Annotated in this window: 23 protein-coding genes; 7 read left to right on the top strand and 16 right to left on the bottom strand. The window is 43.2% G+C overall.

Going from position 1 to position 22,856, the window contains the following annotated elements; all coding sequences use genetic code 11:
* From CHL1_RS07025 to CHL1_RS07015, 3 genes are all read left to right on the top strand, one after another.
* Complete coding sequence (locus tag CHL1_RS07025) at nt 1-939, top strand: CHAP domain-containing protein (protein WP_250935614.1); 939 nt, start codon at nt 1-3, stop codon at nt 937-939.
* Nucleotides 940-1,210: 271 nt separating this feature from the next.
* Entirely contained in the window at nt 1,211-1,543 is a 333-nt protein-coding gene (locus tag CHL1_RS07020; RefSeq protein ID WP_070372109.1) for a hypothetical protein, read from the top strand.
* A 69-nt stretch (nt 1,544-1,612) separates the two neighbouring features.
* On the top strand, nt 1,613-2,602 hold the full coding sequence (locus CHL1_RS07015) for a 2-hydroxyacid dehydrogenase (protein WP_250935613.1): 990 nt from the start codon (nt 1,613-1,615) through the stop codon (nt 2,600-2,602).
* Nucleotides 2,603-2,696: 94 nt separating this feature from the next.
* On the opposite strand, the gene CHL1_RS07010 is transcribed toward CHL1_RS07015, so the two are convergent.
* From CHL1_RS07010 to CHL1_RS06985, 6 genes are all read right to left on the bottom strand, one after another.
* Complete coding sequence (locus CHL1_RS07010) at nt 2,697-3,107, bottom strand: DUF3592 domain-containing protein (RefSeq protein ID WP_070372111.1); 411 nt, start codon at nt 3,105-3,107, stop codon at nt 2,697-2,699.
* A gap of 99 nt (nt 3,108-3,206) precedes the next feature.
* Nucleotides 3,207-3,968 (bottom strand): NAD(P)H-dependent oxidoreductase, encoded by a 762-nt coding sequence (locus CHL1_RS07005; RefSeq protein WP_148637816.1) that lies wholly within the window; start codon nt 3,966-3,968, stop codon nt 3,207-3,209.
* 19 nt (nt 3,969-3,987) lie between these two features.
* On the bottom strand, nt 3,988-4,245 hold the full coding sequence (locus CHL1_RS07000; RefSeq protein WP_070372113.1) for a hypothetical protein: 258 nt from the start codon (nt 4,243-4,245) through the stop codon (nt 3,988-3,990).
* Between the two features lie 159 nt (nt 4,246-4,404).
* A complete protein-coding gene (locus CHL1_RS06995) occupies nt 4,405-4,932 on the bottom strand; it encodes an ABC transporter permease (RefSeq protein ID WP_250935611.1) in 528 nt (175 codons plus the stop codon).
* Nucleotides 4,884-5,414, bottom strand: coding sequence for a hypothetical protein (locus CHL1_RS06990; protein WP_250935609.1), 531 nt, complete (start codon nt 5,412-5,414; stop codon nt 4,884-4,886). The genes CHL1_RS06995 and CHL1_RS06990 overlap by 49 nt, the downstream gene beginning before the upstream one ends.
* The gene (locus CHL1_RS06985; RefSeq protein WP_148637814.1) at nt 5,408-6,139 is read right to left on the bottom strand and encodes an ABC transporter ATP-binding protein; all 732 of its coding nucleotides are present in this window, start codon (nt 6,137-6,139) and stop codon (nt 5,408-5,410) included. The genes CHL1_RS06990 and CHL1_RS06985 overlap by 7 nt, the downstream gene beginning before the upstream one ends.
* 158 nt (nt 6,140-6,297) lie before the next feature.
* Here CHL1_RS06985 and CHL1_RS06980 point away from each other — a divergent pair, with 158 nt between their 5' ends.
* The gene (locus tag CHL1_RS06980) at nt 6,298-6,729 is read left to right on the top strand and encodes a TetR/AcrR family transcriptional regulator (RefSeq protein ID WP_250936325.1); all 432 of its coding nucleotides are present in this window, start codon (nt 6,298-6,300) and stop codon (nt 6,727-6,729) included.
* The gene (locus CHL1_RS06975; RefSeq protein WP_250936241.1) at nt 6,635-6,898 is read left to right on the top strand and encodes a TetR/AcrR family transcriptional regulator C-terminal domain-containing protein; all 264 of its coding nucleotides are present in this window, start codon (nt 6,635-6,637) and stop codon (nt 6,896-6,898) included. Before CHL1_RS06980 ends, CHL1_RS06975 begins: the two co-directional genes overlap by 95 nt.
* An 88-nt stretch (nt 6,899-6,986) precedes the next feature.
* Here the strand turns inward: CHL1_RS06975 and CHL1_RS06970 are convergent, their stop codons facing one another.
* The 3 genes from CHL1_RS06970 to CHL1_RS06960 form a co-directional block, all read right to left on the bottom strand.
* On the bottom strand, nt 6,987-7,733 hold the full coding sequence (locus CHL1_RS06970) for a thymidylate synthase (protein WP_228878733.1): 747 nt from the start codon (nt 7,731-7,733) through the stop codon (nt 6,987-6,989).
* A gap of 198 nt (nt 7,734-7,931) precedes the next feature.
* On the bottom strand, nt 7,932-9,215 hold the full coding sequence (locus CHL1_RS06965; RefSeq protein ID WP_250935607.1) for a carbohydrate-binding domain-containing protein: 1,284 nt from the start codon (nt 9,213-9,215) through the stop codon (nt 7,932-7,934).
* 278 nt (nt 9,216-9,493) lie between these two features.
* Nucleotides 9,494-11,443, bottom strand: coding sequence for an oxidoreductase (locus CHL1_RS06960; protein WP_070372119.1), 1,950 nt, complete (start codon nt 11,441-11,443; stop codon nt 9,494-9,496).
* A gap of 306 nt (nt 11,444-11,749) precedes the next feature.
* On the opposite strand from CHL1_RS06960, the gene CHL1_RS18310 reads away from it, so the two are divergent.
* Together CHL1_RS18310 and rsmH are read left to right on the top strand one after the other, a co-directional pair.
* A complete protein-coding gene (locus CHL1_RS18310; RefSeq protein WP_276520480.1) occupies nt 11,750-11,884 on the top strand; it encodes a hypothetical protein in 135 nt (44 codons plus the stop codon).
* Nucleotides 11,885-12,144: 260 nt separating this feature from the next.
* A complete protein-coding gene (gene rsmH / locus CHL1_RS06955; protein ID WP_070372121.1) occupies nt 12,145-13,194 on the top strand; it encodes a 16S rRNA (cytosine(1402)-N(4))-methyltransferase RsmH in 1,050 nt (349 codons plus the stop codon).
* 219 nt (nt 13,195-13,413) lie between these two features.
* On the opposite strand, the gene ftsH is transcribed toward rsmH, so the two are convergent.
* The 7 genes from ftsH to CHL1_RS06920 form a co-directional block, all read right to left on the bottom strand.
* On the bottom strand, nt 13,414-15,228 hold the full coding sequence (gene ftsH, locus CHL1_RS06950; RefSeq protein ID WP_070372122.1) for an ATP-dependent zinc metalloprotease FtsH: 1,815 nt from the start codon (nt 15,226-15,228) through the stop codon (nt 13,414-13,416).
* Nucleotides 15,229-15,423: 195 nt separating this feature from the next.
* Nucleotides 15,424-15,996, bottom strand: coding sequence for a TetR/AcrR family transcriptional regulator (locus CHL1_RS06945; RefSeq protein WP_250935605.1), 573 nt, complete (start codon nt 15,994-15,996; stop codon nt 15,424-15,426).
* A 95-nt stretch (nt 15,997-16,091) separates the two neighbouring features.
* The gene (locus tag CHL1_RS06940; protein ID WP_070372124.1) at nt 16,092-17,648 is read right to left on the bottom strand and encodes an ABC-F family ATP-binding cassette domain-containing protein; all 1,557 of its coding nucleotides are present in this window, start codon (nt 17,646-17,648) and stop codon (nt 16,092-16,094) included.
* Nucleotides 17,649-17,819: 171 nt separating this feature from the next.
* Nucleotides 17,820-20,207, bottom strand: a complete 2,388-nt coding sequence (locus CHL1_RS06935) for an MFS transporter (RefSeq protein ID WP_250935603.1) — start codon at nt 20,205-20,207, stop codon at nt 17,820-17,822.
* 22 nt (nt 20,208-20,229) lie between these two features.
* A complete protein-coding gene (locus CHL1_RS06930) occupies nt 20,230-20,667 on the bottom strand; it encodes a MarR family winged helix-turn-helix transcriptional regulator (RefSeq protein WP_070372126.1) in 438 nt (145 codons plus the stop codon).
* Between the two features lie 244 nt (nt 20,668-20,911).
* Nucleotides 20,912-21,994, bottom strand: coding sequence for a uroporphyrinogen decarboxylase/cobalamine-independent methonine synthase family protein (locus CHL1_RS06925; protein WP_148637807.1), 1,083 nt, complete (start codon nt 21,992-21,994; stop codon nt 20,912-20,914).
* 569 nt (nt 21,995-22,563) lie between these two features.
* The gene (locus tag CHL1_RS06920) at nt 22,564-22,851 is read right to left on the bottom strand and encodes a hypothetical protein (RefSeq protein ID WP_250935601.1); all 288 of its coding nucleotides are present in this window, start codon (nt 22,849-22,851) and stop codon (nt 22,564-22,566) included.
* Nucleotides 22,852-22,856 lie beyond the last annotated feature (5 nt).

Here is a 22,856-nt window from a genome sequence, read left to right as displayed (position 1 = left end):
ATGAAAAAAAACTCAATAAAAAATACTTGCGTAAGTCTTGCCTTGGCATTATGCCTGGGCCTATTACCAGGAACTGTAATGGCTGAAGAAGCCGAGCTCGATTTAACAGAAATCGCTCAGGCTGTGGAAACAACTGAAACCTCGACAGCTCTGCCCAGCTTATTCACAGCCAGAACTACTGCACCAGGTGCTGATAACACCTATTTCTTTGCCAGCAATCCATATTCCCAAGGTGGATATGGACTACCTAACTGTACCGCCTATGCCTTTGGCCGAGCGTACGAAATTTTAGGAACCACGCCAAATTTAGCAATGGGCAATGCAAATTCCTGGTGGGCTTATAATCAAAACACTGGTTATTATCCCTCAGGTTCCACACCAAAACTTGGCGCTGTAATCTGTTGGGGTGGCAGTTCAGATGGACATGTGGCAATCGTTGAGGCGATCAATGGTGATACGGTTACGCTCTCAGAATCCACCTATAGTGGCATCTACTTTCAAAATTACACCTATACAATTGGAGCTGAAGATGCCACCTCGGTCGGCGGCTTTCAGGGTTATATCTACATCGGTGATTATATTGATGCCGCATCAGACGTAACCCCCCCATCCTTGTCAGATGTACTGGTTACTGACTATCAGGATGAAGGAATCAAGGTCACTGCGCTGGTTTCAGATGACCTTAGCGGAATCGGATCGGTTTACTTTCCAGTCTGGACCGAAAACAACGGACAGGATGATTTAATCTGGCATGAAGGAACTGTTGACGGCAATGTGGCCAGCTGTTATATTCCATACAGTGATCACAACACTGAACTTGGCGACTACAATGTCCATATTTATGCTTACGATAATGCCGGTCACTACACGATGACTGGTACCACCATCACGAAGGCCGATACCTTTACCAGTCTGGGCAAAGTTGCTCTTGAAAGCTAGTTAATTACATCCATCAAAAAAGCCTTCCAATCGACGTTTAAACGTCAATGGAAGGCTTTTTTGATTTCAATCTAAGCAGCAACTTTTCAGGGACGTTTGCGGTTCACCACCCCATCATACAAAATTTTTTCTGCCGCATTTAGGGGAAATCGTTGTCGTGATCGGTAATCTTTTTAATTATTGGAATTTTTCTTGTCACATTGGTTAAAACAATATAAGATAGAGCTATTAAGATAATATTCAACCATACTAAAATTCCAGGAGGTCGTATATGAAAACCCTTGAAACTCAATTTGGCCATTCAAATCTTCTTAATGATGACGGTTCGGTGATTGGTATTCAAGATGATCTTGATTTGATCAGAAATTATTTTACGCCTGCATTTATGAAAACACACACCGTTTTCTCCTGCCTTGATGACTTCTTACAATCAGCTGGATTTTTAGTTGCCACCCAGCAGGATTTTGAACAGATTCCACTTTCTACAATGAATGCCTGGGTTCAGCAAAACAGCCAGTATCTGGATTGGACAGAAATAGTTGCTGCTGCTGGTGATTTCTACTTTGACAATCAAATGAAAGCCATAAAATTTAAATATATCTAAACAAACTTGGTTGTACTTAAATCGCTGTCATTATATAATGAAGATAATTTATCCAACGGAGGTATCCCTGTGACCAAGATTCTGATCCTGACATCAACAAAGCGTGTCGAAAAATTTTCTGATTTATCTGTCCTCCCCAAAGACTGGGAATTCGTTTTCGGTGAAAGCCTGAATACCGATGATGCAATACTAAACGTTGCCAGTGATGCTGATTTTATTTTTGCGGATGCTGTCCGGGAAGTCAGCAAAACCCTGATCGATAACATGCCGAATCTCAAACTTATCCATTCCGAAGGTGTGGGATATAATAAAATCGACATCCTGGCCGCTAAAGAAAAAAGCATCTATGTCTGTAACAATACCGCCGCCAACTCTGCTGCGGTGGCAGAGCAAACGATTCTACTAATATTAGGCCTGCAGCGAAGGCTTCTGGAAGGCGATCAGCTGGTACGTAGTGGTCAGCAGATCCAGGCCAAAGGTTCGTTTATTCTCGATGGTATTCCGGAACTGGGTTCCTGTCATGTGGGACTGGTCGGTATGGGTTCCATTGCCCTTGAAACAGCCAAACGGTTACAGCCATTTGGTGCGCAGCTCAGTTATTTCAATCGTTCCCGAAAAAGCACGGTTGAGAACGAATTAGGCCTTTGCTATCTGCCGCTGGAAGAACTCTGCAAGCAGTGCGATATTATCAGTCTCCATTTGCCGGTAACTCCGGAAACCACTGGTCTGATCAATGCAGACCTGCTGTCTCTGATGAAACCGACCACCCTACTTATCAACACAGCCCGGGGCGAGCTGGTCGTTCAAGAAGATCTGGTTGCTGCATTAGCAGCTGGGCAGATCGCCGGGGCTGGTCTTGATACCCTGTACCCGGAACCGGTAATGTTGGATAACCCACTGCTTAATCTGCCGGAAAGCTGTCATTATAAACTGCTATTTAGCCCACATATTGGCGGAACCACTAAACCGGCTTTTGAAAAAATGCATAAAACGGTCTGGGCGAATATTCTAGCCGTTTCAAAAGGAACCTGCCCAATAAATATTGTTAATGGTTTATAATCCATGCAAAATGAACAGGTCGTCATCAAATGTCCTGACGACCTGTTCATATAGAAATCACCCGATCTTCAGTTTCTTAAACGATATCTAGTTTTTAAAGAAATCGCTGTGTCAATAAAACCAGAATTTCGATCATAATTCCTGCGATACCAAATAAAGCCGGATTAAAATAATAGCGATGATCACCAGGAATCATAATTTCTTCAGGCCTATCCGATTTGTAACGGATTTTGACGATGTCTCCCAAATCATAGCGCTTATCCCCCTGAGAAGCCAATGCGGCCGTTCGATACACTTTTTCAGCAATCATGTATTCCAGAATTGGAGTATACTCATCATATACCTGCCGTCCAGTACGCACCTTATTTTCGCGCATTCCTACTACCACCGCTTCAACTTGAATTCCACTCTTTTCAATTATTTTCAATTTCATAAGTTTTAGGATTGAAAAAATAATGAGCACAATTCCCACAATTCTAATAATTACCAAGATCAGTGATATCATTGAACGTCACAACCTTTCATCCACTAGTTCGGGGATTCTTGCGATAGGATAAATGCATTGTCCATCGTTACTAGCGATTTAATCTTTCCGCATTAACACCTATTTAAATTCGACCTGCTTTTTCATGGTGGCCACCCCCATATTGGCGATAATCCCTGCCACACCGTTTTTTATGGGATTCACTCGAGTTGGATAAAAATAATTGGTTTTTGTTCGATAATATTCGTAATCTGCTGGCAGGTTCTGCTCAGAAAGACTGGCCATTTTTTTAAACATCCGGAACCAGATCAGGTTCCCCAGCGATGGTGAAGCAAGCTTTTTATTCTTCATCGATCGATAGAGACGATCAGCAGCTTTTTCAATATCGTTTTGTACCCGCTCCTCATAAGATTTTGTGGTTTCCCATGGGGTGGTGGTGATTTTTAATTCGCAAACCTTGTTGCTGCCGCCCAAGGTCATCCCCATGGATGCATTAACCTTGGACAAACCAGAGCCGCCATTTGCAACCAGCATCAGGGATTGATTAAAAAACTTCGGTCGATGCAAACTGTGGGCAAAACGATCAATAAAATTTTTCATCAGCGCACTGACATTCATGGCATAACCCGGGGTACTGAGAATGACACCGTCGGCACTTAATATTTCTGCTTCAATGCTGTTTTTATCATCCTTAAGGGGACATAGCTGCTCCCCTTTGCCAATGCAGGCAAAACAACCCCGACAGAGTTTTAAATCTGCGTCCTTTAAAAAAACATATGAAAATTCAACCGAATCCAAACGAGAGAGCTCAGCCTCAATCTTCCGCACAATCTCAAAACCCTTCCCTTTGTGGGGACTTCCCATAATTGCAATAACTTTCATGCTGATCTCACTTCCAATCTTATTTTAAGTTTTCTTTGTTTTTCTTGATCAGATTGACAAACAGTTTTTCATTTGGAGACAAGGCTTCGATTTTTGCTGTTTTTAAATGATTATAGTACGCATCCATGCTTTTTAATTGATCAATCAGCTTTAATAAACTGTGATGCGCTTCCTGGTCTTCTGGTGTTTGTGGTTTAGCCTGGTCAAAAATGGATTCCAGCTCTTTTTTGGCCTGATTCATAATCGTTTGTGCTTCAATGTATTCCTGATTTAACATACTATTCTTCTTTCTGATTTTATTTTGGGTTGTTATATAATGCTATTTAAAACTATTACACGTGAATGATATCATAAAATCAGGATGGTTGTGAACTAAATCGAACTCTCCCATTAAAAAAAGCGTATCAAACTCAGCTTTGATACGCTTGTCACCAATTTAGAGTCGGCGATATTTCTTTAGCGCAGTCACATTTGCTAAAAAAAGCACCCCAATAAAAACGACTGAGCCCGCTAACCAGGGCCATATCTCGACAACCCCCTTACCCTGAATCATAATCATTTCCAGGGCCGTGCAACCATAGTAAATTGGCGTCAGGTAACACAGGTTTCCCAGCCCAAAGGGAATGGTGTCAATCGGGATCAGCCCTGAGAAAAAGATCTGCGGAATGATGATTACCGGAATAAATTGAACCAATTGTAATTCATTGTTGGCAAAAATCGATACCAACGCCCCCACCGAAACTGCCGAAAAAGCCATTAGGATCATAACAAAGGTACATAGCGCCACCGATCCTTCCACCTGAAGCTGCAGCACATACACTGCGTACAGGATAATCACCACACTTTGAACTGCAGCCAGCAAACCATACCCCAGGGTATAGCCCCCAATGACATCGACTCGTCTGATCGGAGTCATCAGCATCCGCTCCAAAGTCTGCCCAAACCGCTCCCGGACAAATGACATTCCCGAAAGAATAAAGACAAAAAAAATGAAATCACGCCCAAAAAAACATAGGAAAGCGAATCCAGTTGATTATCCCCAGCTGTTTCATATACATAGTCAACAATCAACTCATTTTGCGTTGGTTGCAAGGCTTGAGTGGTATCCTGAATGGCTTCCAGAGCAGCAACGGATTTGGAATTTTTCTCCAGCAATTCAATGTGTGTCCCCGCACTGTCAGCCCAGATCAACGCATCGACATCATTGGCCTCCAGATAATCTGCAGCCTCTGGTTTTTCGGTTTCTAAAATAACTGTGGCATGGTTCTCAAGCTCAGCAACAAATTTTTCATTCATATCGTATACAGCAATTTGCGGTATATAATTTGAATCTCCGAGAATAAAAAATAGCAGGGTTAGAATCAGCAGTGGTGCAAATAAGAGTAGTCCCAATGATCGCTTATCATTTTTCATCTGACCAAGGATCCGTTTAATAATGCTTAACATGATATGACCTCCTTTTCAGGATGCTTATCCATAAAAAATAATTCTTCAATATTACCATCGGGAGTCTGATCGATCAAATTCTTAACTGTATCCTTCGCAATGATATGACCATTACGAAGCAAAGCGGCATCGTCACATTGAGAAACCTCATCCATGACATGGGTGGTCACCAAAATGGTCGTGCCCTGATTTCGCAGCTGCTTGAGATAAAGCCATATTTTACGCCGCAGCACCGGGTCAACTCCCACTGTTGGTTCATCCAGTAACAGGAGCTTGGGTTTATGAATCAGCGCTACTGCCAATGAGATTCTTTTTTTCATCCCGCCGGAGCAGTCACGCACCAACTTATTTTTACACGCTGCCATATCAACAATCTGGAGCAGTGCTTCGGCTTCGGCAGCAAATGTTTTCCAGTTTAGCCGTTGCAAACCCGAAAAAAATTTCAGATTTTCCCAGACTGACAACTCTTCATATAATGCTTCATTTTGCGGCATATAGCCGATCAGCGCCAACAGTTGGCGATTTGGTACGGCAATGCCGCCGATTGTTACGCTCCCGCCATCAGCGGGGATAGCCCCCATCATGATGCGTAACAAGGTGGTCTTGCCTGAACCGGATGCACCCAGCAGACAGAAGATCCGGCCCGCCTCAATTGTCAAACTGATCTGATTGAGAACCTGCTGTTGTTTAAATGATTTACTCACTTCACAGACGATTATTTCCATTTTTAATTCCCTCTTTATTGTATTTGATTATTCTCATTTTAATCCCGATTCCTGTTTATTTCAACCAACAGAGTTCCGTAACCTGTTGGATTTTCTTGTTAATCCCAGTGGCTTCGGATATAATCAAGAAGACTGATTACGACAATGAGGTAACCAATATGAATACGACTTTATCAGCAACTGCTACAGTGACCCGCCAGAACCTGATCGATTCCTTTTGGCTGTTATATTGCCAAAAGAACATTGAAAAGATTACTGTCAAGGAAATCTGTGAAATTGCGGGCTACAATCGCTCAACTTTTTATGTGTATTTTAACGATGTCTATGAAATTTTAGAAGAAATTGAAGAACAGACCATTACGGTTGAGGATTTTAGAAGCATTGTGATTAAGAACCTTTTTTATGGCAATCTATTTCGTGATCATCGTAAAAAAGCCATTCTGAAATCAATTCTTGAATTTTTTGAAAAAAAACAAAACCTATCTTCCGGTTTTACTGGGAGAAAACGGCGATCCCCACTTCAGGCAAAAAGTCTTAAAGAAACTCACTCCGACAGTGCTGTCAATGTACAAAAAACTATCCCCACATGAACTGCTGGAGGTAAGCTATTTAATGGAATACCAGAGTGCGGCCATGCTCAGTATGATTGCCAAATGGTATGCCAATGACAAAGACCTGCCAACGGAACAATTTCTGGAATTGCTTCTGGCCGTGACGACCAACGGCGTTCAATGCGAGCTATCAAAATACCGGCGTTGAATAAACCCAACTCCTTTTAATTATTTAAAGCTCTTAACGAGTCATCGACTCATTAAGAGCTTTTGCTTTAATATATTTTTCAACTGTACTAATGATTCTTTTTCGCCTGAGCTACTTTCAGTTCAATACTTTTTTCTCGGCATTCGTCCGCATAGTCGTCATAGGCTTCCAGATAATCTTCATAATCGATGGTACAATCACGGTCATCAAAAGATTTACAGTAACCTTCCAGGGCTTTCCAATCCCGGCTGTAGGCATGAAAACTCAAGGCATGATGGGTATAGGAACCCAGTTCGTTGATCCCGGCTTCTCGGGCAATCATTCTTGAGAGTTCAATCAGAGCAAAAATATTCATAGCGACGGCCTTAACCCCATCATTACTTCTAAATACCACATCGGTATTTAATTTGCCGTCCTTAACAGTATAATGAATCAGCTGCAGACAGGGCGGATGATTGAGTCTGGCGGCCTCCTGGTTGGCGACATGCAGCGTCGCCTGTCTGGTTCCCGGATCTTCTTTTAGTTTATTGATCACAAAGTCAATGTTTTGGGAAAACAGATCATGATAGGTATAACCATACATGTCCTTTTCAAAATCTTTGGTGCCTTCAACTATTTCCAGGACGTAGTCCACCAGGGTTTCCAGCCCAGTTGGCATCGCCATGGTAATTTTTATATCCTGGACGCTGTCGATATCCATCAGTAGGTGAATTTCTTTTAAACTGTCTTCCCGATCCTGATTCTTCCCAATGACGACATCAGCTTGATTTAAAGCCTTCATTGCCGCCTCAATGCCCTTATGCAGTTCGGTTTCGTGAATGTAAGTAACCATCATTTTCACATCGCATCAGCTAATCATTAAATCTGAAACTGCTGACACGAGATCCTTTCATTATAATAACAACGTCATCGTTTAACGGTTGCAAAAATGATCATATCATATTTTGAAACAAATATCATCCTGGCAAAGTCAAATTTGAGTCGCCAAACCGCTGATAATTTATTGCAACTTCAGTCGTCACCCCACAAAATTTCAGGCCTGTGCCCCACGTTTGCTTACCGTCCAAGCAAGTCCGATCAGCATGATCAGGGCTGCTCCCGCCACTGCCGCTTCCGATGCGGTGGCATCCACCCCGGTTTTGGGATTGGTTGAACCGACATGATGTTTTTTGAATGTTTGCGTCGAAAGTGGTTCGAGATATAAACAGGCTGCATCACGGTCAACATCCCCATAAATTGCACTGATATCAATGCTGCCTTCGGCCACAAGTGCCTTGGCAACCGCTCCGGATGTGCATAAATCAAGAATGCCATTGTTTAAAATAATCTTATTATAGGAGAACAATGCACCGGCATCACCATGATCAGCAATCGACTCGACGACTGTATAGCCGCCATTAAAGATCAGTTTATCATAAGCTCCGATACCACGGCTGTAACTCGTTGGACTATCAGTAAAAGCTCTAATATTTCCACCATTAACGACCAGATCGCCAAAAGCAAATAAACCAAAAGCCCCGGCATAATCACTATTATAAGCGGTCACATCGATGTTCCCGCCGTTAATGCTGAGATTACCCATTGTCATAACTTCAGCATTATCACCGGCCAGAATTCCAACTGCAGAGCTGGATTTTTCATATCCGACTGCTGCAATATCATAGGTCCCACTGTCAATGACCAGATTTCCAACCACGTTGATCCCGCCGCCCATTAAATCAGGGGTCGCCTGTCCTTCGGCAATCAGCGTGCCAGTCCCACTGGCATTCATGTCACCTTCCACTTTAACAGCAAAACCATTATCAGTTTTAATACGATTAGTACCCACCAGGACCAATTTAAACGGAACTGCTGCTGATTTGACATCCAGCTTTTCGCCTATAAAATTATTTAAAGTCAATTCGTTGGCGGCTACATCATATGCATAATCCGATCCAGTATTGGTGGCCAGAACATCGATGATCACACCATTCTGAATTAAGCACAAATATGTAGCTGCCTGAGTTTCAATTGTTTCCGGTTCAATCGTTGAGATAACCGGCTGTTCTGAAACAACCTCGGTTTCCAAACGATTATCAATCGGTACTATTATTTCTTCAGTAACCGGCAACGCAACAGTATCAGTATTAATCACCATTTTTTCTGATAAAGCGGTCTCCGTATCAGCCTCTTGCGTTGTTACTAAAACCAAACTTAATTCGTTGGCTGATTCTTGATCATCGACAGCTTCTCCAGCAGCCATAGCAGAAACCGGAATCAGCATCGACACCATCGCCACTACCATCAGCAACGATAAGAACTTTGATATTCGCTTCATTATTATTCTCCATTTCTAACTGTGATGTTCGTTTGCGATTAGCAGCGTTCCTTAAAACAACTGTTACTCAGTTCTTCTTTATAGTCGTTTACATCATCAGATATGATTAAGATAACACAACCCAAGAATAATGTCGATAAATTATTCCAACTTTCTTCCATGGCAACTGCTATCTTATTTATAATAAATGCAAAAAACCGCCAAATGGCGGTTTTTCTTAATATCAGATGCAACTTTATTTTGTTTACGCTTGGGTTCTTTGTTCAAGTCTGGTCGAATTAGATATCCAGCGCTGCGTGGTAGCCCTGATAAATAGCCGTTGTGATGGTGGAGGCCTTAACGCAATCACCAATTTCAATAACATAGGGGGCACAGTCAACCAGGCTTTCGGCAAGATTGCGGAGCGGTTTTTGGCCCAGCGCACAGATCACGGTTGTTCCGGGAACCAGTACTTCCTTACCAGCAAGATCTTCACAGACAACACCCTGATCAGTAACTTTTAGCCCTTTTAATTCGGTATGAACGGTAATGCCGCATTTTTCGATTTCGTTCATCATCAGCGGACGATGACGAAGATTAGCATCCGGTGCCAGTTCTGAACGCATTTCCACCAGATGAACCGGTTTACCTTCCCGGGCAAAATGGATCGCCGCTTCACAACCAGCCAGACCACCACCTAAAACAACCACGGACTCGCCAACCTGATCTTTTTTCTTATAGTAGTCGTTAACGATAATCACATTATCGCCATCCAGACCGGGAATAGCTGGCACGATCGGTTCCGAACCCACAGCGACTATCAGAGCATCAACATTTTGCTGATCGACATAGTCTTTGCTTACCGGCGTGTTTAAACGAATTTCAACGCCAGCGTCTCTGGCCAATTTTTCCAGGGTAACACCCAGTTCGTACATTTCATATTTGAATGGGATCGCCTGTTCGCCTTTGAGGATTCCACCCAAGGCATCGCCTTTCTCGCAAAGAATAACCTGGTGGCCACGTTTAGCTGCCGTTAGCGCTGCTTCCAGTCCGGCTGGTCCACCACCGGCGACCAATACTTTTACCGGATTGGCGGTGGGAATAATTTCAGTCCCATCCATTTCCCGACCAATTAGAGGATTAACCGTACAACGTCGAGTTGATGTCACGGCCCGTTCCGCCATACAGGTGAAGCATCGGAGACATTTAATAATATCAGCATCCTGATTGCTCATAACTTTTCTTGGCAGGAAGGGATCTGCCAGCAGTGCCCGAGCCATTTCAACGATATCAGCCTGACCAGAGGCAATAATTTCTTCCATCATTGCAGGGTCATTCAGTCCTCCCAGGGTTGCTACCGGAACCGAGACATGTTTCTTGATTTCAGCCGCCAGATAAACATTTCGGCCATGGGGTTCAAACATGGATGGATGGGTCAGGCCAAAGCCGGTTTGATAGGTGCCAGCGGTTATGTGCAGTAAATCAACCTTTGATTCGACCATCTTGGCAATTTCCACCCCATCTTCCAGGGTGTAGCCACCTTCAAAGAATTCTGAGCCACTCATACGGAATTCGATCGGGAAACCGGGCCCAACTGCTGCACGGACACTGTCCAGCACTTCTAAGGCCAGACGGGCCCGATTTTCTAATGGGCCGCCGTATTTGTCAGTTCGGTGGTTGAAAAAGGGCGACAAAAACTGGTTCAACAGCCAGCCGTGACCACCATGAACCATGATCATTTCAAACCCGGCTCGTTTAGCTAGCCCAGCTACCCGTCCGTAAGCGGCAACAATATCATCAATCAGTTCCTGGGTCAGTTCTTTAACCGGTTTCCCATCCGGACGGGTTCCAGCGCTGGGTCCCCATTGGGCCATACCGCCTTTTTTATCCTTGTCAGTCAGATAGGTGCCAGCATACTGTCCGGAATGAGATAATTCGACACTGGGAATGGCCCCATGACGGCGGATTGCATCGGCTGTATAAGTAAAGCTGGCCAGTGAATCAACCGTTTGCAGATCAAGATGATACATATGGGATCCTTCGGTTTCAGGATGAACCACGCATTCGCTGACTGTGACGGTAGCCGCACCGCCTTTAGCCCGCAGTTCATAAAAAGCTTTTGATTTAGGGCCAATGGTACAATCGGCAGTTATATCAGTGCCTCCCATGGGTGCGCCAAACATTCTGTTTCTGAAAGTTACATTACCAATTTTAATTGGTTTACAAAGATTTGGATATTTTCGTTGCATTGTCAGTTCTCCTTTAATTTTTCGTTGGTTCCGTCAACAATAAGCGGTCAATTTGATAAAATTTTAACATGATCTTTTGCTGATGTCAATAAAATCATGTAAGTATTTACATGTTTAAGATACATTTATTTTAATTGTGTGTAAACGTTGCCGATCGATAGCTGTTAACTATCAGTTTAATAGCCATATGATCATTCCTACCCAAATAAATCAACTTTGCTCGGATCTGCGCCAAAATCACAACGTTTTATCCTTGACGTTTACTGTAAAGATGGGTATCATTAAAAAAACGAAACGAGGCGCCTTATGATCCCAGAACAAATGCTAGAAAAAATCCGTAAGCTCTGTAAAGACCTCGACGGTCTTTCTCAAGAGAGCTTTGCAAAAGGAATTAAAATGTATGCCGCCGCCAAAAAGCTGAATCTCAAACAATTAAAGTAAGTGGTGGCATCAGCAAAAAAGAATATGATCGACTTTCAAAAGTCCCGGAATATTGCCAGGCAACGGAGATCATCGCCGATACGCTAACCCTGTTGGAAGCTCTGGATAATCTGGAATGGGTTTATAACGACCTGATTCGGAAACTGTATCATATCCGACCAGAAATCCCTCAGACTCCCGATGATGAAGAAAACGTATATTCGTTGGAGCCACCGTTTACACGATCAAAGTTTTTAAATTAATGATTTTAGGAGTACTCCATGGATAGTCAAGAACCGAAACATCAGCGACGACCGCGCTATAAAGGTACACACCCAAAAGCATATAGAGATAAGTATAAAGAGCTGCAGCCCGAGAAATACGCAGATACAATCGAAAAAGTAATGCAAAAGGGCAGCACCCCGGCTGGAATGCATCGCTCCATTTGTGTTGATGAAATATTGGATTTCCTACAAATTACTCCCGGTCAAACGGGATTGGATGCAACCCTTGGTTTTGGCGGTCATACCCAGGCAATGCTTAGATGTTTAGGTGGTAAGGGACATTTATATGCCCTGGATGTGGATCCCATTGAATTGCCCCGCACCCAAAAGCGTCTGGAAGACCTGGGTTACGGTTCCGAGCTTCTAACCGTCCGGCAAATGAATTTCTCCGGTATTGATCAAATTGCTTTAGAATCAGGGCCCATAGATTTTGTTTTGGCCGATTTAGGGGTTTCATCGATGCAAATCGATAATCCGGAACGAGGCTTTTCATTTAAGTTCGAAGGGCCGCTGGATCTACGCCTGAATCCTGAAAAAGGTATTTCTGCCGCCGATCGACTAAAAACCATTTCTGAATATGAACTGGAAGGTATGTTTATTGAAAACGCTGACGAACCCAATGCCGCAGCAATCGCACAAGCTGTTATTTCCCAACGGAACAAAGGCATCGACATCAGAACAACAACTCAACTCCAGGAAATTATCAAAGATGCCGTGAAGTTCATTCCCGGTAGTAACAGCAAAGATGCCATAAAAAAGTCCTGTCAACGCTGCTTTCAAGCCTTACGGATTGATGTTAATGATGAATATGAAGTATTATATGAATTTTTAGAAAAACTTCCTTCGGTGCTGGCACCAGGTGGACGGGTGGCCATTCTTGCTTTTCATTCCGGCGAAGATCGCCTCGTTAAAAAATCCTTTCAACGTCTTTTTCGTGAAGGGATCTATCGTGAAGTCGCTCCCGGTCCAATTCGACCATCTGCTGTAGAGTGCAATACCAATAGCCGCGCCCGTTCAGCAAAATTGCGGTGGGCTATTAAAGCGTAGTTTATGAATCTGGCCTGGTTTGTTTAAAAAAATTTACCCCAGTTATAATCACGCTTCAGATTATAACTGGGGTTTTAAGTTGTGGGATAAGTAAAATTTAATTTTTTCGGCATAACGCTAAACCGTCTTAATGAGCTGTTTTGGCTTAAATTACTGCAAAAATAACAAGACCCTGCCGGACACAACTGTCAGACAAGGTCTTTCGACGCATAATTTTATCTAGGCCGCCTGGAAAATCGACTCAAATTCCGGACCATCAACTTTTTCTTTCTCAAGCAGCACTTCACCCAGCCGGTTTAGCTTGGTAATATTTTCATTAAGCAGCATCAGGGTTCGCTGATAAGCGTGATCAATAATCTCTTTGACTTCAGTGTCAATAATGCTGGCTATCTCATTGCTGCAATTTTTTGAGCCATAATCCTGGCCATCATAGGCCCCATCATTTTCAAAAATCATATTGGTTAGCTTTTCACTCATCCCATATTTGGTTATCATATTCCGCGCAATCTGATTCACCCGTTTCAAATCATTAGACGCACCGGTGCTGATCTCATTCAGAACAATTTCTTCCGCAGCACGACCACCTAAAGCGATGATAATTTCCTCGAGCAGTTGCGACTTGGTGTGATAGCTCTGATCTTCCGTTGGTCTGCTGGCGGTATAGCCACCAGCCATTCCCGATGGAATAATTGTAACCCGATCAACATTTCGACTTGAAGAAACCAGCTTGATGGCAATGGCATGCCCTGCCTCGTGATAAGCCGTTACTTTTTTGTCACGGTCACTCATCACATGGCTTTTCTTTTCCGGCCCCATCATCACCTTGAAAGCCGCTTCCTTAATGGCCTCATTGCCAATCTTTTTTTGGTGACCTCTGGCAGTTAACAAGGCCGCTTCATTGAGCAGGTTTTCCAGATCAGCACCGGTAAAGCCCGGAGTCAGTCTGGCCACTTCACCCAACTTCACATCTTCTGCCAGCGGTTTACCTTTAGCATGGACATTGAGAATCTGTTCTCTGCCGTTAATATCCGGTAAGCCAACTGTTACCCGCCGATCAAATCGGCCGGGTCGCAAAAGCGCCGGATCAAGTACATCCGGTCGGTTGGTAGCCGCCAGGATAATCACCCCTTCGTTGATGCCAAAACCATCCATTTCGACCAGCAACTGATTTAAGGTCTGCTCACGCTCATCATTTCCGCCACCGACGTTAGCCCCACGCTGCCTGCCAACTGCATCAATTTCGTCTATGAAGACAATACAGGGTGCATGTTTTTTTGCCTGTGCAAACAAATCACGAACCCGGGATGCCCCAACGCCGACATAAATTTCGACAAAATCTGAACCACTGATACTAAAAAACGGTACCTTGGCTTCCCCAGATATGGCTTTTGCCAAAAGCGTTTTACCGGTACCCGGCGGTCCGATTAGCAACACTCCTTTGGGAATTCTGGCTCCCAAATCAACAAATCGTTCCGGAGCCTTAAGAAATTCCACAATTTCCTCCAATTCTTCCTTGACTTCATCAGCGCCAGCAACACAAGTAAAATTGACGTTTTTATGATCATCCTCAAGCAATTTAGCCCGACTCTTTCCCATTGCTGTCACCCGATTGCCACCCATTCCACCTTGCTGCCGCTGATTTACCCCGAACCAGATTACCATCAGAAGTACCAAGCCAATGGTCGTCACGGCTGAAAACCACCAAGGGATTTCCATTGGCTTTGAAATACTAAATGACTGGATCAGTTGTGCATCCAATGCCTGGGTAAATCGTTCGGAGGCTGAAGTGATGTCCGGTGGAACAACGACCTCATAAGTAGTGACGCCGCTGTTTTCATCTACAGCTGCATTGAGCTGAACTTTAGCCATCTCCCCTTCTAATACAATACTACCGACATTGCCCGCTTGAATTTCTGTCAACAACTCTGAATAACTCATGCTTTGAGGTTCATTTTTCACGGTGCTAAAAACAATTAATCCGGCAATAATCGTAAAAACAATCAAAAATATGCCTTGTTTTTTAAGATATTTCAACGTTCAGCCTCCATTAATCTGATTGTCATCAACGACCTTTTGACGATTAAACTGATGCGATCATTTTTCGTATTTCCCTGAAACTTCACTTTCGTTTGACCTGCTTTCTTTATTTTTAAATGATTGATCATTTAATTAATTTTTAAGAAATAGCGCAATTGTTACTGTAGTATTGTCAACAATCACGCTTCTTTTTTATTTTTCGTTTACTAATAAGGTGCTCTTGATCATTTCAATCATTTCCTGTAACAGTTCAGCTCGTTCCGTTCTGGTTATATTATTATTTGTTGCAATCGCCTTGACTGGCTGGACAATCATCGCCAAAATATTTTCATGGTGATAATCTTTTATAATTTCCCGATGCTTCAAGTCGGCAACCAACTGCTTAATTTTTGTGTAACCATCGATTTCTGAACAACTCCCCACTAATGATGGTGAATTGGAAAACTGGTCAACAAAACTGAAAATTTCCTGATTGGCCTCAATATAGGCATAATAGCTTCCAATTAGTCCTTCAATGAGTTGATGATTGCTCATTCCATAATGAACCCGACTTAAGACAAAGCGACAGATTTCTTCGGCATATTCCCGGTAAATCACCTGAAGCATTATTTCCTTGCTGTCAAAATAAGTATAGACCGTCGCTGGTGAAACTCCGGCTGCCTTGGCAATTTTCGAAATCGACGTCCCATGAAACCCCTCCTCTAACGTGAGTTTTACGACCGCCTCCTTAATGCTTTTCTCTTTTTCATCATCTCTTTTTCGCAAGTGCCACCTCCTCCAGACTGTTTTAATAGTAAATGACCATTCGGCTATTGTCAATCTTATTACACAGAGATTTAAAAAATTAATTTTCTTTTAAATTAAATTGTTTTGGTGGTCCACTGGGAACAATCCCAGACTTCATTGACAAAGCTCTGATAGAATTCCGGTTCATGACAAACCATCAGAATCCCGCCGTTATAAGCTGCTAGTGCCCGCTGCAACTCGGCCTTGGCATCGGCATCAAGATGATTGGTGGGCTCATCCAATACCAGGATATTGGTTTCCCGGTTAATCAGTTTACAGAGGCGAACCTTGGCCTGTTCGCCACCACTTAAGACCTTGACCATGCTTTCGATATGCTTACGGGTCAGACCACATTGGGCCAGGGCTGAACGCACTTCGTTCTGATTCAGCGACGGAAACTCGTTCCAGACCTCTTCAATGCAGCTGGTGCGGATGTCCTGATCCATTTCCTGTTCAAAATAGCCAATTTTCAGTTTTTCACCCTGTTCAACGGTTCCGGCAACTGGAGGAATCAAGCCCAGAATGCTTTTTAACAGCGTCGTTTTACCGATGCCGTTAGTACCCTTTAAGACGATTTTCTGTTTCCGCTCCATCACCAGATTCAGAGGCTTGGACAGTGGTTCATCATAACCGATAACCAGATCTTCAGTTTCAAACACCCGGCGGCCAGTAGCTCCGGCTTCTTTAAAATGGAAGCGGGGTTTTGGCTTTTCCGAGGCCAGCTCAATGATATCCATCTTATCCAGTTTTTTCTGACGTGACATGGCCATGTTCCGGGTGGCCACCCGGGCTTTGTTTCGAGCGACAAAATCTTTAAGCTCAGCAATTTCATTTTGCTGTTTATTGTAAGCGGCCTGTTCCTGGGCTTTTTTTGCTTCCAGTACTTCCTGGAATTTGGCATAATTTCCTACATAGCGGGTCAGCTTCTGATTATCCATATGATAAATCAGATTAATAACTGAATCAACGAAGGGCAGATCGTGAGAAATCAGAATAAAGGCATTTTCATACTCATTAAGATAACGCTTTAACCATTCAATGTGCTGTTCATCGAGGTAATTTGTCGGCTCATCCAATAACAGAATATCCGGTTTTTCCAGCAACAGCTTACCTAACAGTACCTTAGTACGCTGACCGCCACTGAGCTCAGTGATATCCTTGTCCATGCCAATATCGTTAAGACCCAGAGCATTTCCCACTTCTTCCACCTTGGAATCAACCAGATAAAAGTCATGAAATTCCAGTAAGTCCTGAAGATCGCCCACCTCTTCCAGACTTTTTTCCACTTCTTCGGGGCTGTCTTCCGCCATTTTTTCATAAAGCAAACCGATCCGGCTTTCAATCTCCAGCAGAAAATCGAAAGCTGAGGTCAACACATCCCGAACGGTCATCCCCGGCTGTAACACGGCATGTTGATCGAGGTATCCAATCCGGACATTTTTGGCCCATTCCACCTTGCCCTCATCCGGCATCAGCCGATTCGTAACAATATTCATGAAGGTTGACTTGCCTTCGCCGTTTGGCCCAATCAAACCGATGTGCTCTCCCTTTAACAACCGGAACGAGACCTGATTAAAAATCGCCCGGTCGCCAAATCCATGAGAAAGATTCTCGACATTTAAAATACTCATTCATTCTCCATTTCTTTTTTTCGCAATTAAAAACACTTCCAGATGTGTGTTGCGATCAGGAAGTGTTGATATTTATCCTTAGATTCTAACTTTATAAGTATAACATAATCGTCTTTATTATTCCATAGTTGAAAATATTGTTCTCATCTCTAAAATATTTTCTGAAAAATTTTAAAGTTCAACAACGGATTCCCATTGAACTTCCTCAGGCATCGACTTTTTTTGATAAAATCCCAGTAGCATCAATGCCAGCACCGAAGCAATGGCAACGGTCCAGTACACCTGTTTGAAGCCATAATTGAGGGTTTTCTGAAACTCATTTTCAAGCTCCGTTTTTTTGCTGTCAATCGCTGCCAGATAACCATTCTTTGAACTTTCAAAGGCTTCCGGCACGGCGTTCTTCATGATTGTCATCTGATTTACCATGGTCGTTAACTGGTTTTTTACATCCGCCATCGCATCAATGGCTATTCCCATCTGAGCCTGATTTGCCTGAGCCGAATCGCGTTGCTCTGACAAGCTCGCAATGGCGCTCTCCAACACCCAGATCTTGCCATCAAGATCGTCAATGGTTTTTACGTCGCTGAGCTCATCCAGTACAGTTTGCGGTAGCTGGTTGCGTACACTTTCCGGAATCATGCTGACCACATCCATCGGAGCTGCACTCATGGTTGCTGCTGGTGGCGGACCGGCCACTCCTGGTGGCATCCCGGCTGGTGTCGACACTGCCATTTGCGCCGCTGCTGCGGCCATCATTTCTGCCATCGTCACACGCAGACTTTCGAGCTGGTGAAGGGCCTCTTGCTGGGCCGCAAGCGCCGCTTCCATGCCATCGATGCCAGCGCTAATGCCATCATAACCAGTTCGCAGTTCGGCAATGTTGCCATCCAGTTGAGTAATCCCGGTATTAAGCCCATTGATGCCATTGTCGATGCCGCTATTAATCTCGGCAATGGTATCCGGCATCATAATTGCAAACATCCGGGCTGCAAAGGTTTTGCTGTTTTCGGTAATGGTGGTGACGTCCGACTCCTTCATCAGGGCCACCAGCTCCTCAGGAATATCGTTACCACTGTTTTCATTCATATTGATTTCAATCGTTTGCTTGGCCGTTAAATCCGGCAAGCTTACAGTCGCCAGCTGATCACCAATATTTTCGTTGCTTTTTAGCTGATTAAATTCATCTGTTAGCTCCTGAGCATAGGGTAAGGTTGGTACGCTCACCTCCGTTGGCAATAGATTCATGACGTTTGACTGCACCGACAACCCGGCATGGGCAATAAAACCGACCATAATCGCCGGGGCCACTGCCGTTCCAATCGATCGGATCAATGAGACTGTGGCCAGCGCCGAATTGGCCTCCGCCGCTTCGGTGTTGTCCAGCATCATATAGTTAATCGGGGTTCCCATGGTAAAGCCAATCCCCAACCCCATCAAAATCAGACTGACCACCACCGTCAGGATGCTGGGATAATTAGTTGTCACAAAAATCAAAAAAAGTGAACCGATACATGAAACCAGAAAACCAAATCCGAGGGTTATTTTTACTCCAAATTTATCGATAAGCTTGCCCGAGAACGGAGCCCCGACGCCAGCAAAAAGACCGAGAATAATGACATAGTAACCACCTTTTCCAGCTGGTGTTTTCATCGCATTTTCACAAAACTGGGGAACAAAAATCATCCCCATGATAACCATCCCGGTGATAAATGACAAGACCAGGGTGATCAGAATATTGCTGTTTTTAAAATAGGCTAAGTTGATGACCGGATCTTCAGCTTTTTTCTCCACCAGAATAAAAATCGGCAGCAACAGCATAAAAATGATCAAGAATGGATAGACTGCCGTGCTGAGAAAGGTATTGGCAAAATCAAAGAAATCGATGTTCTTCAAACCATAAAGGACACAGAGAACCATGATGGTGACGATGGTGATTCCGCCGATATCGATTTTTTTGACATTTTCAATCCGGGTATTTGGCAGACAAATGAGTCCTGCCGCCAAAATAAAAATCGTAATCGGTACATTAATATAAAAAATATACTGCCAGTTGGTAGTTCCAGCCAAATCCAGAATGGCACTGCCAGCGGATGCACCAAATATATTGGCAATCCCATAAACGCCACCAACCAAACCTAAGGCCATGCCCCGCTTCTCTTTGGGAAAGGTGGTGCCAAATTCGGCAGTTGCCACCGGGACGATGCCACCACCACCGATGGCCTGAACTGCTCTCGCCACCAGCAGCATCGGAAAACTGGCGAAATTCTGAGCTAAACCACAAAATAATGAACCCAGACCAAAAAGCAAGATACTGAGAAGATAAATGTATTTTCTGCCAAAACGGTCAGCCAGCTTGCCCATTACCGGGATACTGGCCGCATAAGCCAGTGTATATATCGTTATCATCCAGATTCCGGTTTTATCGTCGACCATTAAGTTGGTTTGAATCACCGTTCTGGCCGGGGTAACAATGCCGGTATCCAGGGCGCCCATAAAAATCCCCAAAAGATATACGACCATGACCATGCCGTAGCTGATTTTTTTATTCTGATTTGTCATTTGATTTGCAGTCCTTCCTTTTTTACTGGTGGTCGATCGAGTCTTTTTCATTAATCCTGGCCACATTGTCAGCGATTTTTTTTGTGATCCTGCGATATTGTTGAATTTCTTCATCACTTAAGCCTTCAAAAAAAGACTGATTCCACTCCTCCAGTGCTGCTCCCATTTCTCCCAGGATACTTTGCCCCGCCGGGGCAATCGATATCAGGTTTTCCCGTTTATTCTCAGGATTCTGATGGCGCTCAATCAGGCCTTTCTCCTCCAGTTTTCGCAAAGTTTTGGCGATTGCGCCTTTATCCAGCATAAAATGCTGGGCAATGGCATCCTGATTAACCCCATTGTTTGAAGCTAAATACATCAGAATTACCTGTTCAGGAAAACCCACCCCAGAATTATGCAAGCGCCGTTCACAAAACACCTTGCTATGACGCACGATGATCGAAAGATTGTTCATTAACATTGATTACCTCACTCAGATATTTAATCTGTTGTCGTTGCAACTGTTGAATTGGCAACTATATTAACACAATAACCTGAGCCTGTCAACGATAAGATGATTCCATTTTTCAAATCATTATCTATCATTTCAAGTATGTGTTTTACAAAGAATCCTTTAGATATCCATTTCTAAAATAAAAATACTCCTTCCACAGCGTTATGATTAATAATTTAATCACCACACTGTAGAAGGAGCATGATCCCATTTAGTTGCTATAAAGAATTCGAGAATGTTTATATAATTCTTCTCTAAACGTTGGTGTCATGATCCCACCCAAAACTGCATAAACACTGATAAACGAGGATTTACCCGGTATACATACTTTGTCTGCAAATGTTCTTGCATATTCCCGCTGTTTATCCTCGCTGGTTGTGGCTGGATCAAAAATTTCTGGTATCATTCCTAAACATATCCGATCACCATACTTTTCAAAAAGCTGTAGGGTATCATTCATGTTTTGTGGACTCCATGAGTCCCATCCGGCATCAAGAATACACTGAATGCGGGATTCGATATGACCACAGCTATGAAGATCAGCCCACAGTCCTTTCGCATGAATATGGTCAGTCAGTTTTCTCATGTAAGGAACAATCATTTCCTGAGCGGTTGCTTCAGAAAAAAACGGCGATCGTTGTGACCCCCAATCATCATGTACGGTAAAACCATCAATGTGATCATAATATTCTACAAATTTATCCACAATGCGACACGCCAGATCAGTGGTCGCCTCAAAAATCTCTTTGACGGCCTCTGTCTGATCTTCATCAATCAGAGCTTCTGCCGCTCTTTCAAATCCCATAAACGAAATAAGTCGTTCAAACCACCATCCGTTAATCTGCCATGCCAGCACAAACCCGTTGCCATTCAAAAAAGTACCATTGTTAGCTTTGGCACTGCCTTCCCAATCCCAGCTATCAATGTCGGGAAACTGTAATACTTCTTTCCAGTCGTTGGCATCGTTTAAAATATGATTTCCGGGTCTCACCATGGAACCCTGGGCATCAGGAACATATTCCCATGGTATCCCGAACATGTCAATACCATCCTGAGGCGGCATCATATTCGCTTCAAATACAAAGGCTCTGGCAATATTATCCGGGATTACACTGGGACAAAACAAGGCCGACTCGTTTCCCAGACTTTCCCAGACCGGTTCTTTTTTCATGGTTCGTAAGTAATTTTCTTTCATCGATACTGGCGAATTGTAAACGGGGTCTGTGGTACCAAAGAAATTTGGTATTTCTGCAACAACCTGCAGTTCTTTCGAATCAAATGGTATTTTATTCATTGTTATTTTGCCTCCAGTTTCTAATAAATTTTATTGTCATTAATTTTACCCGGTTCGGGATGTTGAGTGATGCGCCAAACGATTAGCTTTCTTGCGAAGATCATGATGATAAGAAGGGTAATAAACGTTTTCACAGCAAACAAACCTACCTGAGTGTCGTCATCATGGTGCCGAGTTTACGAAATACTCGTATAATAACTACTACCTCAGTTGGTAATTCATCTTTAAAATCTAATTGAATGCGTTTAATTATTTTGTAACTTAACCGGTTAAATTTATATCATTGTATAATTTTACGATTTTAATGTCAATATATTTCCTATTAATTCTGTTTTATTCGTAATATTATTAATAATACTTTTCTTTACTATTTTTTTTGCAAGCTATAATATTAATTAAATTTATATAAAAAATAGTTGCCGTTACCTCGGCCGTAACGACAACTACTGCATTTTTTCTTTTCGGTATTTTGATTGCTGCTGTTCCCAACTGTGATCTTCTGACCAACGAACTTACTAATCAACTGACAATTGATTCAACGATTTGATTTTACCGGTAGTTACAGTTCACTACCCTTTTCGATGCTTGCGTTTAGGGTTACTTCGGGCCAGATAAAAATAAAGCATCGCCTGAATCAGGGTGACCAGACCCATAATGATTTTTTCAAACCAGGTGCTTCCGAATAGATTACCCAGGGTATTTAAACAAGCAAAGAAAAAAGACAGCCAGAGATATATTTTTGAAGCCAAATTAAACTGCCGATATTCAATCACCCCTGCAGCTACAGCAATTAACGGTAAGCCAAAGCTTACCACAATCACGCCGATGATCGACGCTTCAAAAAAGAGTACTGCCATTAAGA

It is taken from the genome of Acetobacterium wieringae (assembly GCF_023700225.1).
Classification (GTDB): Bacteria; Bacillota; Clostridia; order Eubacteriales; family Eubacteriaceae; genus Acetobacterium; species Acetobacterium wieringae.
Note: the sequence above shows the minus strand (reverse complement) of the source record. Positions and strands in the feature narration are given on the sequence as shown.

Bases quoted from the DNA above. Each gene is read 5' to 3' on its own strand.
- CHL1_RS06990 (WP_250935609.1), bottom strand. From the start codon at position 5,414: ATGTTAAGCATTATTAAACGGATCCTTGGTCAGATGAAAAATGATAAG.
- rsmH (WP_070372121.1), top strand. From the start codon at position 12,145: ATGGATAGTCAAGAACCGAAACATCAGCGACGACCGCGCTATAAAGGT.
- CHL1_RS06980 (WP_250936325.1), top strand. From the start codon at position 6,298: ATGAATACGACTTTATCAGCAACTGCTACAGTGACCCGCCAGAACCTG.
- CHL1_RS06995 (WP_250935611.1), bottom strand. From the start codon at position 4,932: ATGTCATTTGTCCGGGAGCGGTTTGGGCAGACTTTGGAGCGGATGCTG.
- CHL1_RS06970 (WP_228878733.1), bottom strand. From the start codon at position 7,733: ATGATGGTTACTTACATTCACGAAACCGAACTGCATAAGGGCATTGAG.
- CHL1_RS06985 (WP_148637814.1), bottom strand. From the start codon at position 6,139: ATGGAAATAATCGTCTGTGAAGTGAGTAAATCATTTAAACAACAGCAG.
- CHL1_RS18310 (WP_276520480.1), top strand. From the start codon at position 11,750: ATGATCCCAGAACAAATGCTAGAAAAAATCCGTAAGCTCTGTAAAGAC.
- CHL1_RS06960 (WP_070372119.1), bottom strand. From the start codon at position 11,443: ATGCAACGAAAATATCCAAATCTTTGTAAACCAATTAAAATTGGTAAT.
- CHL1_RS07000 (WP_070372113.1), bottom strand. From the start codon at position 4,245: ATGTTAAATCAGGAATACATTGAAGCACAAACGATTATGAATCAGGCC.
- CHL1_RS06930 (WP_070372126.1), bottom strand. From the start codon at position 20,667: ATGTTAATGAACAATCTTTCGATCATCGTGCGTCATAGCAAGGTGTTT.
- CHL1_RS06920 (WP_250935601.1), bottom strand. From the start codon at position 22,851: ATGGCAGTACTCTTTTTTGAAGCGTCGATCATCGGCGTGATTGTGGTA.
- CHL1_RS07005 (WP_148637816.1), bottom strand. From the start codon at position 3,968: ATGAAAGTTATTGCAATTATGGGAAGTCCCCACAAAGGGAAGGGTTTT.
- CHL1_RS06965 (WP_250935607.1), bottom strand. From the start codon at position 9,215: ATGAAGCGAATATCAAAGTTCTTATCGTTGCTGATGGTAGTGGCGATG.
- CHL1_RS07020 (WP_070372109.1), top strand. From the start codon at position 1,211: ATGAAAACCCTTGAAACTCAATTTGGCCATTCAAATCTTCTTAATGAT.
- CHL1_RS06940 (WP_070372124.1), bottom strand. From the start codon at position 17,648: ATGAGTATTTTAAATGTCGAGAATCTTTCTCATGGATTTGGCGACCGG.
- CHL1_RS07010 (WP_070372111.1), bottom strand. From the start codon at position 3,107: ATGATATCACTGATCTTGGTAATTATTAGAATTGTGGGAATTGTGCTC.
- CHL1_RS06925 (WP_148637807.1), bottom strand. From the start codon at position 21,994: ATGAATAAAATACCATTTGATTCGAAAGAACTGCAGGTTGTTGCAGAA.
- CHL1_RS06935 (WP_250935603.1), bottom strand. From the start codon at position 20,207: ATGACAAATCAGAATAAAAAAATCAGCTACGGCATGGTCATGGTCGTA.
- CHL1_RS07025 (WP_250935614.1), top strand. From the start codon at position 1: ATGAAAAAAAACTCAATAAAAAATACTTGCGTAAGTCTTGCCTTGGCA.